A 12,695-nucleotide genomic window follows, 5' to 3' on the forward strand; every position below is an offset into this window, starting at 1 on the left:
AAGATGCTTATTTATAAGCATCTTCTTCACTCTATTTCCATCAACCTCTTCGCCTCAAAATACAACACTTGAATAAACTTCTTTGTATTAATTCGCGTATGACCAGAAGATGCAAGTTCATCTTTCGTCATTTCTGTCATCCGTTTTCTAACTACAGTGAAATCGAAAAATTTTGGAGCATAGCTTTCAAATTTTGGATTTGAAAAGTCTGTTAGTCCTAAAGAAGCCAAATGATTTAACGACTGATAAATAGCTCGACGTACTCTTTGTTCAGACGCTTTTTTCTCTTTATCAATATCCGCCTCTAAAGCTATATCCCCTAATTTCCTTATCGTAATATGATGAAAAATTTCTTTTAACGCAGGAAAGCCAAAGTCAAATGTCTGTGCCTTTTCTTGACCATATAAATATTCCAGCATACTAAGTAAATCTTTACTTCCATTCTCTCCCGCAATACCGAGTTCTGATAGTAAAAATCGCCCTAAATCCCCTATCTTTTTTCCTTCTTGTACTGGTTCAGTACGCAATTGCGGTTTTTCCCACTGAAACACGTTATTCAATGATTTTTGAATATCATGTATAGAACGCTCCAATCTAATACGCTCTATCACTTTGCGTACAACAGATACAACTTCGATTTTATTTAATGGTTTTGTAATATAATATTCTACACCAAATGTATATGCCTCACCTATAAGCTGCTTCGATTCCACTTGAGAAATCATAATAATTTTCCCCGTGAAAGTTGACGCAATGTGACGAACTGTTTCAATTCCGTCCCTCATCGGCATCAACAAATCAATAAATAAAATATCTATTTTTTTAAAATTTAGTTGATCCGCTTCAATAAAAGCTCCGTCATCCGCCTCACCAATTACTTCTCCAAGATCTCCATCTTCAATAATTTGCGACAGCATTGAACGGAAAACTTCATCATCGTCTACGATATAATAAAACAAATCTATTCCCCTTCCCGCTTTAAACTGCACTCCGGTAAACAAACGATAAACTTACACCCTTTTCCGGTTTCATTGTCTTCTAATCTTACTTCTCCGCCTAGCTCTGTTACCATTTCATGTATGTAAGAAAGTCCAATGCCTGTTGACGGTGTTCCTGTTTGATCATACTTGGAAGTAAACCCGGGCTTAAATACTAATTTTTTATACTTTTGTGCAATACCAGGGCCATCGTCAATTACTTCAAATATTACATGTTGCTCTCGTTTATATAAATCAATATGAATGAGACCTCTATCTTCAATTGCTTCCACTGCATTGGCAACTAAGTTATTAAAGATTGATAGCACTGTATACACGTGATATGCAGCGTGTTCACCTTCTATATATTTAGAAAAACGTATATCTTTCTCTAGCATTCCAGCGTACTTTTCATTTATTCTTACAATCATTTCTGTAAGCTCATGTCCTTCTACATACTCAGCTACATTTTTATCTAATAACAGTTTAGATAATCCCGCAAAAATTCTTTGATTATCCTTTTTTATTTCGTGCACTTCTCCTGCTATTTTCAATGCTGTTTTACTATTGGGATCATCGTTCGCTTGTAAATTTCGATATAGTTGATATGCTTCTTGTGTAATTAACTCTGCATTTTGTAATGTCTTTTTCAAATGAACAGATTCCACATATAAATTAGAAAGATGCATTAACATGTTTTCATTTTCTTTTCGAACTTGCGATTCTTTTAATTTCGTTTCATATAAATTCATCATATTTAAAAAACCAAGTGCAAAGAAACTACGAAAAATAGCAATAATAATAAGTTTATTTACTTCAGAAATCGTTATTGTTGTACCGAGTACTAACATGTGATAGAACGCAAGTTCTGACATACTTGCAACAATTTCAATTGAAATGCCAAGGCATCCAATAATGATTGGTTTCTGATGGAACTTATTTACCCTGCAAAGCGAAAAAAGACTGCCATAAATAAAATAATAGAAGAACACAGGATAACGCAAATAAAATGATTCTGTCATATGAAATGAACCTTGCATGATCCAGTCAAGACATACTCGGAATAAGACTACAGATATACCAACAAGAATACCTGCAACTCCTGCTGGTACTCTTCTTAAAAATAATAATAAAAAGAAAAATAGCGGTGTACCGAAGCTAACTCGAAACGTATCATTAAAGGGATGAAAGTTCAGCTCCCCAGCAATAGGAACAACGACCATTAATATAATTAAAAGGGACATATCTTTCTTCCATAATTGATTCCAATTCAAAGGTGCCACTTCCTATACTTTTTTTCAGTAGTAAAGCGAAAGCCCGCTTATTGTTATAAACGGGCTTTTTTTCTATATTCTAACCTTTTCTACCGCTTTTATTTGGCGGTACTCCGGCTCCCATATTGCTTCTTTCACTGCCATCTTAATATCGTTATCACTTAAGTTCACTCTTGCAACACCTTCTGCAACTGCAACTTTAGCTACTTCAATTGCAACCATTTCTGAGATATTACGTAATTCTTCGACCTCTGGTAAAATAGGTGCTCCTGGCTGACTTGTATCTACCATACTTGCAACTGCTTCAGCAGCTGCTGCGAACATTCCATCCGTCATAACGCTTGCACGTACTACAATTGTTCCAAGACCAAGCCCTGGGAAAATAAGTGCATTATTTGATTGTCCAATCACATACGTTACACCGTTATATGTAACTGGTTCAAATGGACTTCCTGTTGCAACTAATGCTCTTCCTTCTGTCCACTCGATTACATCTGCTGGCTTTGCTTCAGCAAGCGGTGTTGGATTCGACATTGGTAAAATGATTGGTCTTTCTACGTGAGAAGCCATTTCTTTAATAATTTCCTCTTTAAATGCGCCCGCAACAGTAGATGTACCAATTAAAATTGTCGGTTTTACATGTTTCACAACTTCAGCAAGTCCGATCATATCATTTTGCTTCCACTCACTTACTTCCGCTTCTTTTCTTGCGTACGGAATTTGGAAATCAAGAAGGTCTTCCATATTATCTGTAACTAATCCGTTACGATCAATACACCAGAAACGCTTATATGATTCTTCTTCAGATACGCCTACGCGGACCATCGCATCTCTAACTTGATCTGCGATACCGATTCCAGCCGTACCAGCACCAAATACAACAACGCGGTGTTCACTTAATGGTACACCAGAAGCTTTCACTGCCGATAACACAGCAGCAAGTGAAACTGCACCTGTACCTTGAATATCATCATTAAATGTACAAATATCATGACGATATTTATCTAAAATTTTTCGTGCATTTCGAGAACTAAAGTCTTCCCAATGTAAAAGTGCTTTCGGGAATTGTTTATTCACTGCTTGTACAAATGTATCAATAAATTCATCGTAAGCTTCACCAGTTATACGAGGGTGACGATTTCCAATATAAAATGGATTGTTTAATAGTTCCTCACGATTTGTACCCACATCTAAAATTACCGGTAATACACGGCTAGGATCGATACCAACTGCGGCCGTATAAACAGCTAATTTCCCGATTGCGATGTTTATACCACCAACACCCCAGTCACCAATTCCAAGTATGCCTTCTCCATCTGTTACAACGACTAAATCAATGTTTTCAGCTGTTGCACCGATATTGGCGAATGCTTCTTCGATACCCGACGGATCGTTAATTGATAAATACACACCACGCGGTTTACGGTATTCATGACTATACCTTTGAATTGCTACACCGACTGTTGGTGTATATACAATTGGTAACATTTCACGTAAGTGATTTGTTAATATACGATAAAATAATACTTCATTTCGATCATGTAACGCTGTTAAATATACGTTCTTTAATAAATCATCCGGCTGAGAACAGAATTGTTCATATGCTCGGCGTGCTTGTTCTTCTAATGTTAAAACTGCTGGCGGTAATAACCCTTTTAAACCTAATTCTTCTCTCTCTTCTTGCGTGAAAGCGACCCCTTTATTTAAAAGTGGTGTCGATAATACTTCTACTCCTCTTAATGTCGTTTCTAATGAACCATTAGAAGCTACTGTAAACTTACTCATAACATCCCTACCTCTATTCATATATAGCATTTCTATATTGTAAACAAAAAAGAGGGGATTGTCCCCCCTCTTCTTTTAATTTTTCTTTAAAAGAGTTGCTCCTGCAATCCCTGGGTGCGTCATTTCGAATGGATCTAGAATTAACTCTAAGTCTTCTTGTGACAGTACACCGTTTTTCACACAAAGTTCTCGAACGGATTGACCTGTTGCAATTGCTTCTTTCGCAACGCGAGCTGCTGCTTCATAACCGATATGAGGGTTCACGGCTGTAATAATTCCTACACTCTTCTCAACATACTCTTTTAAGCGATCTTCATTCGCTTCAATTCCTTTTAAGCAATTATCTGTAAAGGCACGGAAACCGTTATTCATAATGCTAATAGATTGAAGTAAGTTGAAAACAAGTACTGGTTCCATAACGTTTAATTCTAACTGTCCTGCTTCTGAAGCAAGGCAAATTGTATGGTCGTTACCAATTACTTGGAACGCAATTTGATTAATTACTTCTGGCATAACAGGGTTTACTTTCCCTGGCATAATAGATGAACCTGGTTGACGAGCAGGCAACATAATTTCCGCTAAGCCAACACGTGGACCTGATGCCATTAAGCGAAGGTCATTCGCAATTTTAGACATATTCATCATACATACTTTCAGTGCTGCTGATACTTCTGTGTATGCATCCGTATTTTGCGTTGCATCTACTAAGTCTTCTGCACCAACAAGTGGCAGTTCACTAATTGTAGCTAAATGTTTTACAACTGCTTCAATATATTCTGGATCTGCATTTAAGCCTGTACCAACTGCAGTTGCTCCCATATTTACTTCATATAGATGTTGACGTGATTGCTTGATACGTTTCATATCACGTTCAAGTACGCGAGAATACGCTTTAAATTCTTGTCCAAGACGAATTGGCACAGCGTCTTGTAAATGTGTACGACCCATTTTAATAACATGATCGAACTGCTCTGCTTTTAATTCAAATACATCGTGCATATAACCCATCGTTTGTAATAAGCCTTCTAATGCATTTAATGTTGCAATATGAATCGCCGTTGGGAATGCATCGTTTGTTGATTGCGCCATGTTTACATGACTATTTGGACTAATATAATGATAGTCTCCCTTTTCCATTCCTAATAATTCAAGAGCACGATTGGCCATGACTTCATTTGCATTCATATTCATTGAAGTACCTGCTCCGCCTTGGATTGGATCTACGATGAAATGATCATGCCATTTTCCATCAAGAATTTCTTGAGCGGCTTCTGCGATCGCGCCGCCCTTGTTCAATTCCAATCTTCCTACATCTGTATTAGCAAGCGCTGCAGCCTTTTTTACAATTGCGAATGCTTTAATTAAGCCTTCATGGATTTTGTATCCTGTAATTGGGAAGTTTTCTACTGCACGCATTGTTTGTACGCCGTAGTATGCATAGTTTGGCACTTCTTTTTCACCTAAAAAATCTTTTTCAATTCGAACACCATTTTTAACTTCAGTTAATGTTGCCATGATTATTCACTCCTTAACGATTTCTTATGCTGCTTTTGTTTCTTTGACTGTTTCTACATATTGTTTTGCTTTCTCATTATCGAATTCGCCTTCCCACTTCGACATAACAATGGCCGCTAATGCATTTCCTAATACATTGACAGATGAGCGAATCATATCTAAAATGCGGTCAATTCCCGCAATTAACGCGATACCTTCTAGTGGTAACCCCATTGAACCTAACGTTGCTAATACAACAACGAACGATGCACCTGGAACTCCCGCCATACCTTTGGATGTTAACATGAGAACGAATAATAACGTTATTTGCTCCGTTAATGACATGTGCACACCGTACATTTGTGCAACAAACAATGCCGCTAACGCTTGATAAATAGCCGATCCAGTCAAGTTAAATGTATAACCTGTCGGAATTACGAAAGAGGCAACTGCCTTTGGACAACCGAACTCTTCCATTTTTCTCATTATATTAGGTAAAACAGCTTCTGAACTTGCTGTCGTAAACGAAAGAATCAGTTCTTCTTTTAAAATTTTCATTAATGTAAAAATGTTTACGCCAACCATTCGTGCATTAATACCTAATACAATCACAACGAATAGTATAACAGTTACGTATACAGCTAGCACTAGTTTTCCTAGCGGAAGTAATGTCGCTACACCAAATTTTGCAACCGTAACGGCAATTAATGCGAATACACCAAATGGTGCAAATTTCATCACTTGATTTGTAACCCAAAACATGGCTTCGAGTACGCCTTCAAAAAAGTTAAAGACAGGCTTTCCTTTTTCCCCAATTGCCGCAACTCCTAAGCCGAATAATACTGAGAAGAATATAATCGGTAATAGGTCACCTTGTGCAATCGATTCAAATACGTTTTTCGGTACAATGTGAACAATTGTCTCAGCAAAACCTTTCTTCTCGGTTGCATCTGCAGTTTGTTTATAAGAAGAAATATCACTTTGCTGTAAATTACTCATATCAACACCAGTACCTGGTTGGAATATATTCGCTGCAAGTAATCCCATTAAAATAGCAATTGTCGTAATAATTTCGAAATAAAGAATTGTCTTACCGCCCAGTTTCCCAAGCTTTTTCATATCTCCTACACCAGCTACTGCAACAATTAATGCTGAAATAACAATTGGTACTACAATCATCTTAATTAAGTGAATAAATATATCTCCAATTGGTGTGATATAAGAAATCGCCGTTTTATTGCCATAAAAGACTGCCCCTACTACAATCCCTAAAACAAGCGCTACAAAAATTTGTGTTGCCAATCCGAATTTTTTCATTTATGTTCATCCCCTTCATGCGAACGCTTTCAATTTGAATTTATAAAAGCTACTTACACATCTTATAAGCGAACCTACAAAATCATACAAAAACCTACAAGTTCGTCACAAAAAATTCAAATATTTTTCTTCTTTTTTTCATTGACACCATTTTGTTAAAAAACGATAAAATAAACTTGATAAGTAATCAGATTGTTTCGTATAATCAAAAAGATATATACTTAAAAAAAATCGAAATGAAAAGGAGTGGATGTTATGAGAAACTATACAAAGAAATTCGTCCTATCTTCTTCTTTTCTTTTTCATTTTCTTAAAAAGGAACAAAGGCATTCGCCTTTGTTCCTTTTTTATTGCGATCTATATAGGGGGAATAGTTATGAGACCATATAAACGTGTCTTAATTAAATTAAGCGGCGGTGCACTTGCCGATCAAACTGGAAATAGCTTTAACTCCAAACGATTAGAACATATCGCAAACGAAATTTTATCCATTGTTGATTTAGGTATCGAAGTATCCATCGTCATCGGTGGCGGTAACATTTTTAGAGGTCATCTAGCTGAAGAATGGGGAATTGATCGCGTAGAAGCTGATAATATCGGTACGTTAGGTACAATTATTAACAGCTTAATGCTTCGCGGTGTTTTAACAAGTAAAACAAATAGAGAAGTGCGCGTTATGACTTCCATTCCATTTAATGCAGTAGCTGAACCATACATTCGTTTGCGTGCAGTCCACCATTTAGATAACGGTTATATCGTTATCTTTGGAGGCGGAAACGGGCAACCGTTCGTGACGACAGATTATCCAAGCGTACAAAGAGCTATTGAAATGAATAGTGATGCCATATTAGTCGCAAAACAAGGTGTCGACGGCGTTTTTACAAGTGATCCAAAGCATAACAAATCAGCAAAAATGTACAGCAAACTAAACTATAATGATGTTGTTAGACAAAATATACAAGTCATGGATCAAGCAGCATTACTGCTTGCCCGAGACTACAATTTACCAGCACATGTCTTTAACTTTGATGAGCCTGGAGTGATGAAACGAATTTGTTTAGGGGAGCATGTAGGGACGTTGATTAATGATGATGCTTCATTGCTGGTGCATGAAAAATAATGATTTCCCACCAAAAAAGGGTGTCTTTTGTAGGCACCCTTTCCTAATTCATCATCACAAATAGAAGTCAACCAATCCCGCTACTTTCTCCTTACAACGCTCCCAAAAAGATAACTTTTCAAAAAACTCTTTCGTCATTTCTTTCGAATCATGAAAATCCTCTGTTAACGCCTTATTAACTTGTTCTACAATAGGACCACCATAAATATAAAAATTCATTTCATCATTTATATTGAAGCTACGCGAAGTAAAGTTTGTTGTACCTATAACAGTTAACTCATTATCAATCAGCATTAACTTTCCATGAAACATTCCTTTTTTATACCCATATACAGTAATCCTATTATTAACAGCCTGACGTATGTATGGATACGCCGCTTCTTTTATAAGAGGTAGATCTGGTTTATATGACCAAAGTATTTTTACTGTAACACCACGCTTTTGCGCCGCGATTAAAGCATTCATAGATTCTTTATTTTTCGCTATAAAATACGGCGTTGCAATTACAATTGAGTGCTGAGCTTGTTTTATGAGCTCTATATATTTCTCAGCAACGTAATGGCCATTGTAACTAGTCATAGTATGTAATGTATTCCCTTTGCTAGCCTTATTCGTACTTCTCTTTATATCTTCTTTCGTATCTCGCTTCCAATCTAAAGCGAATTGCTCCTCTAAATCTTTTGCTCCTTCTCCTTTAAGCCGTACATGATAATCACGCCAATATCCAAATCGCTTATCTTTCCCCAAGTACTCATCTCCTATATTAAATCCGCCTGTATAGCCAATTTCTCCATCAATCGTCGTAATACGGCGATGATTACGATGATGTAGGGAATAAAACCCGAATGGTAATTCCTGTTTTCTACTATATGTAAAATGCACGCCACTTTCCTGTAATTCTTTTTTCACCTTTCTTTCAAATGATAAATCGTTAAGTAAATCGACAGATAAATATACGTTTACTCCTTCTCTCGCCTTCTCTTTTAATAAGTTTAAAAAAGTATGGCTACTTTTATCATCCGACAAAATGAAAAAGTACGTGTAAATAGATTGCTTCGCCTCTCTTATATCAGTAAATAACTGTTTATAAAATGACTTTCCTTCTACATATAATTGAAAATCACTATAATGAGGAGCGTACTCTGTCGGCATATTTTTCCCGACTTCCATTTTTCTTCCGAGCGTAACGTCAATATGCATCCAAATTAAAACAAAAACGAAAATAGTAATTACAATAGAAGTAACTCGCAATATTTTTTTAATCATTTTGATTTCCTTCCGCTCATTTTCTTTCCACCTTTCTATTTTGTCATTCAAATTTAGATTTCATGCTTCATACAAAAAAGGATGCGACTTAACGTCACACCCTTTTCATATTAAACAAAGTTTCTCGCATCATTATTTCTTCCAAACTTATAAATAGCAATTAAGAAGAATGCTACTGCAAAGGCAAATAAGATTAAAATATTTAAATACAAATCTGAAATTGGAATTCCTTGTTGTAGTTTTGATACTGTGTCTAATAGCCATCTCTGCGGAAGAAAATCAGCTACTTTTTGTACCGCTTTTGGCATAATGTCATAAGGAAAATAACATCCAGCCAGTAAACATGTCGGTACAATAATCATATTTTGCAGTGCATTTGCTGATGCTGAGTTTTTCGAAAAAGCGACAAGGACTAACGATATTCCAATCGCTATTAAAGCAAATAGCATGAGTACACCAATCATCACTATGAAAGGCATATTGATATTTATATGAAAAATATTCGTTAGGAATAAGATTGTAATCAGAATTTGTACTGTTAATAGCAGCATATTTACCCCGACATTAGATAATATGAATTTCTTCCCATCTATCGGCGTTGATAAGAGTCTAAAATACGTTCTATTTTCTTTTTCTTTTAAAATATAACCTGATAAGTTCGCTGCTGAAAATAGCATAAACATAATAAGGTAACCCATCGTTTGGTTTGTCATATCTTTATTTTTCGAAGTATCTTCTAGCGTCTCAGTTTTCATTTTAAATGAACCTTTTTGATATCCTGCGTACATAGTATCAAATGCACTTTGATCTGTTCCTGCTACTTTACTAATAGCTGCTACATTATCAATATAATTGTATAAATATGATTTTATAAATCCTGTTACTTGATCACCTTTAATCGATGAAATTTCAATATGATTTGGTTTCCCTTCTCGAACACTTTTTGAAAAACCAGAATCTAATGTAATAACTCCATCAAGTTTTTTGGAAGTGAGTTTATCTTCTACTTCAGATTCTTTAATTTTACTTACCTTTACATGATTTAATCCTTCTAAAAATTTCACCGTATCATTTGCTATAGATTGATTTTCTTTATTAATAACCCCGATATTTAACGTCCCTTGCCCCATATTCCCATACATCGAGAAGGAGATTAGTGTTCCAATTATCGGCAAACTAATAATAATGAATAACCCTTTTTTATTTTTCAAAAGTACAGATAACGTTTTTTGTATGAGCCATAAAATATCTTTCATACTATAGCCCCTCCCGTCTACGTAATGCAATAATTGCAATTAATAAAAAGAGTGCTGAAATGCCAAGGTTTAAACATATTACCGGTAGTGCTGCTCCTACATCATTTGCATAAATAATTTTCATAACAGCTGTGTTTGCCCACGTTAATGGTGATAAATTCGTAACGAAATTTTCTTCTATTACGAAATATGCACCACCAAAAATAGAGGATAATTGCACAATAACCATAATAATTGCTCTAGATGATTCCGGTGTTTTTGTAATATATCCAATTCCTAAACCGAAGCTAATTGCTAGAAAAATTTGTGTTAATAAAATAAGAAATATGATTCCAAGATGGTCGCCCCAATTCGCTTGAAAAACAAATTTACTAAATAACATGACGAGTAATATGCACAGAGCATTTGCTACTAGGCTACCAAGTACTTTTCCAATGAATATTTCAGCCTTACTTATAGGTGCAGCAATGAGACGATCTCCTGTTTTACGTATTCGTTCTCCTCGAATTAAAGAACTCGCTCCCATCGCAGCATATAGTGCAATCATCGTTGTCATTACAACCGCGTAGTAATCCATAGAACCTGGTTTTTTCGCAGCTTGTAAAGATGTTTCTTTTATATAATCATTATGATTTCCGCTTGAAAAAACTGTGCTCACCTTACTAGGATCTACTTTTGCAACTTCGGCCGCTACATTGTACTTATCAACAAATGTTGTAAGCATGCCTTCCACAATACTTCCCTCAACACTACTTTTGTCACTTCCATAAAATTTTGCACCATCTTTATTTAACTCTACATAAGCAGCATATTTATTTTGCTTCACTTCTTCTTTCCCATCTATACCTTCGGAAGCTTTTTTAAAATGAATACCCGATTTATCGACTTCTTTCGTAAATGCTTCGAACGATTGAGAAAATGTGCTACTCGCTTCATCTTTGTAGAGCACTTGTATATCTTTAATCGCTTGACTATCGCTATCAAATGCATTCGTTAACGCTGTTCCTAACACAAGCATAAGTACAACCGGAAATGCTAACATAAAAACTAAAGTTCTTACGTCTCTGAAATCTCTTTTAATATGCATAACTGCAATATTGAAGATGTTCAATTGATGAACCTCCCTTTACCTTTTCTTCATTTACCTTTTATTTATCTCGTAAGTTTCTTCCAGTCAACGTAAGGAATACTGTTTCTAAGTTCGGGGCCTGCTCCTCTACCGAACGAATTTCAATATCATGATTAATGAAGTGCTGAATAATTTTATTTAAATTGTTTACTCCTGCATCCGAGTTTACTTTAATTACGTTCTCTTCAATTTGAACAGCTTTCACACCGTTTATCTCTTTTAACTTTTTTACATCTAAATTTTCTACTGACTTCACTTCAACCCAAATATCTTTCGTATCAGTAATAATCGCTTTCAACTGTTCTTTCGTACCTTCTGCAATTACTTTACCGTGATCTACAATTGCTATTTTCGTACAAATCTCTTCTACTTCTTCCATGTAGTGGCTCGTGTAAATAATGGTACTTCCCATTTCATTTAATTTTCGAACAGACTGGAGAATATAGTTTCTTGACTGTGGATCAATTCCCACTGTCGGCTCATCCATAATAATTAACTTCGGTCTATGAGCGATCGCACAAGCGATATTCAATCTTCGTTTCATCCCGCCAGAAAAGTTTTTCGGATAACTTTTATGTTTATCACTAAGCCCCACAAACTGAAGCGCTTCCTCTACTCTTGCTTTTAGCTCTGCTCCTCTTAAACCGTACAATCCAGCAAAGAATTTCACATTTTCATAGGCAGTTAACTCTTCATAAATCGCAATATCTTGCGGAACGATACCGATATTCATCTTCGCAAATCGATTATGTTTTTTTATATTTTTTCCTAATATGCTAATTTCACCTTCATTACTTCTTAACAACCCAGCAATCATATTTATCGTTGTACTTTTACCAGCACCATTTGATCCTAAAAAGCCAAATATCTCTCCTTCTTTAATAGATAAAGACATATTATCTACCGCGATGAAATCACCAAATTTTTTCGTTAAATTTTTAATTTCTAATGTATTCATCATTTCACCCCTATTTCGGTTTCTCTGCTTTTAGTATAAACAAAAAAAATGAACCTGCTCAGTGCAGAAGTTCATTCTTTTCACATGAGATTATTCACTTTTTTCATATGAGATGGTTC

Annotated in this window: 10 protein-coding genes; 1 reads left to right on the plus strand and 9 read right to left on the minus strand. The window is 35.6% G+C overall.

The features are described 5' to 3' along the window. Nucleotides 1-26 precede the first annotated feature (26 nt). The 5 genes from N2V92_RS26040 to N2V92_RS26060 all read right to left on the minus strand — a co-directional run bounded on the left by N2V92_RS26040 (nucleotide 27) and on the right by N2V92_RS26060 (nucleotide 6,847). On the minus strand, nucleotides 27-959 hold the full coding sequence (locus N2V92_RS26040; RefSeq protein ID WP_000500296.1) for a response regulator: 933 nt from the start codon (nucleotides 957-959) through the stop codon (nucleotides 27-29). A gap of 2 nt (nucleotides 960-961) precedes the next feature. Continuing rightward, nucleotides 962-2,260, minus strand: coding sequence for a sensor histidine kinase (locus N2V92_RS26045; RefSeq protein WP_079997134.1), 1,299 nt, complete (start codon nucleotides 2,258-2,260; stop codon nucleotides 962-964). A 63-nt stretch (nucleotides 2,261-2,323) separates the two neighbouring features. Continuing rightward, nucleotides 2,324-4,036 carry an oxaloacetate-decarboxylating malate dehydrogenase gene (malS, locus tag N2V92_RS26050; RefSeq protein ID WP_000033289.1) on the minus strand — a complete coding sequence of 571 codons (1,713 nt, stop codon included), beginning with the start codon at nucleotides 4,034-4,036 and terminating at the stop codon, nucleotides 2,324-2,326. A 75-nt stretch (nucleotides 4,037-4,111) separates the two neighbouring features. Further along, the gene (gene aspA, locus N2V92_RS26055; RefSeq protein ID WP_000224183.1) at nucleotides 4,112-5,551 is read right to left on the minus strand and encodes an aspartate ammonia-lyase; all 1,440 of its coding nucleotides are present in this window, start codon (nucleotides 5,549-5,551) and stop codon (nucleotides 4,112-4,114) included. 24 nt (nucleotides 5,552-5,575) lie between these two features. After that, the gene (locus N2V92_RS26060) at nucleotides 5,576-6,847 is read right to left on the minus strand and encodes a cation:dicarboxylate symporter family transporter (protein WP_000713293.1); all 1,272 of its coding nucleotides are present in this window, start codon (nucleotides 6,845-6,847) and stop codon (nucleotides 5,576-5,578) included. A gap of 376 nt (nucleotides 6,848-7,223) precedes the next feature. Between N2V92_RS26060 and pyrH the strand changes: the two genes are divergently transcribed. Continuing rightward, nucleotides 7,224-7,967, plus strand: coding sequence for a UMP kinase (gene pyrH / locus N2V92_RS26065; protein WP_001248060.1), 744 nt, complete (start codon nucleotides 7,224-7,226; stop codon nucleotides 7,965-7,967). A gap of 54 nt (nucleotides 7,968-8,021) precedes the next feature. On the opposite strand, the gene N2V92_RS26070 is transcribed toward pyrH, so the two are convergent. From N2V92_RS26070 to N2V92_RS26085, 4 genes are all read right to left on the minus strand, one after another. Continuing rightward, nucleotides 8,022-9,233 carry a phospholipase D-like domain-containing protein gene (locus N2V92_RS26070; RefSeq protein WP_016077884.1) on the minus strand — a complete coding sequence of 404 codons (1,212 nt, stop codon included), beginning with the start codon at nucleotides 9,231-9,233 and terminating at the stop codon, nucleotides 8,022-8,024. A 110-nt stretch (nucleotides 9,234-9,343) separates the two neighbouring features. After that, nucleotides 9,344-10,489, minus strand: coding sequence for an ABC transporter permease (locus tag N2V92_RS26075; protein WP_000651861.1), 1,146 nt, complete (start codon nucleotides 10,487-10,489; stop codon nucleotides 9,344-9,346). A gap of 1 nt (nucleotide 10,490) precedes the next feature. Beyond that, on the minus strand, nucleotides 10,491-11,600 hold the full coding sequence (locus N2V92_RS26080) for an ABC transporter permease (protein ID WP_001020189.1): 1,110 nt from the start codon (nucleotides 11,598-11,600) through the stop codon (nucleotides 10,491-10,493). Nucleotides 11,601-11,637: 37 nt separating this feature from the next. Next, nucleotides 11,638-12,576 carry an ABC transporter ATP-binding protein gene (locus tag N2V92_RS26085; RefSeq protein ID WP_001093814.1) on the minus strand — a complete coding sequence of 313 codons (939 nt, stop codon included), beginning with the start codon at nucleotides 12,574-12,576 and terminating at the stop codon, nucleotides 11,638-11,640. Nucleotides 12,577-12,695 lie beyond the last annotated feature (119 nt).

Origin of the sequence: Bacillus sp. CH_48 (assembly GCF_038008465.1) — a bacterium.
GTDB classification, from domain to species: domain Bacteria; phylum Bacillota; class Bacilli; order Bacillales; family Bacillaceae_G; genus Bacillus_A; species Bacillus_A thuringiensis_S.

Bases quoted from the DNA above. Each gene is read 5' to 3' on its own strand.
- malS (WP_000033289.1), bottom strand. From the start codon at position 4,036: ATGAGTAAGTTTACAGTAGCTTCTAATGGTTCATTAGAAACGACATTA.
- aspA (WP_000224183.1), bottom strand. From the start codon at position 5,551: ATGGCAACATTAACTGAAGTTAAAAATGGTGTTCGAATTGAAAAAGAT.
- N2V92_RS26060 (WP_000713293.1), bottom strand. From the start codon at position 6,847: ATGAAAAAATTCGGATTGGCAACACAAATTTTTGTAGCGCTTGTTTTA.
- pyrH (WP_001248060.1), top strand. From the start codon at position 7,224: ATGAGACCATATAAACGTGTCTTAATTAAATTAAGCGGCGGTGCACTT.
- N2V92_RS26070 (WP_016077884.1), bottom strand. From the start codon at position 9,233: ATGATTAAAAAAATATTGCGAGTTACTTCTATTGTAATTACTATTTTC.
- N2V92_RS26075 (WP_000651861.1), bottom strand. From the start codon at position 10,489: ATGAAAGATATTTTATGGCTCATACAAAAAACGTTATCTGTACTTTTG.
- N2V92_RS26085 (WP_001093814.1), bottom strand. From the start codon at position 12,576: ATGAATACATTAGAAATTAAAAATTTAACGAAAAAATTTGGTGATTTC.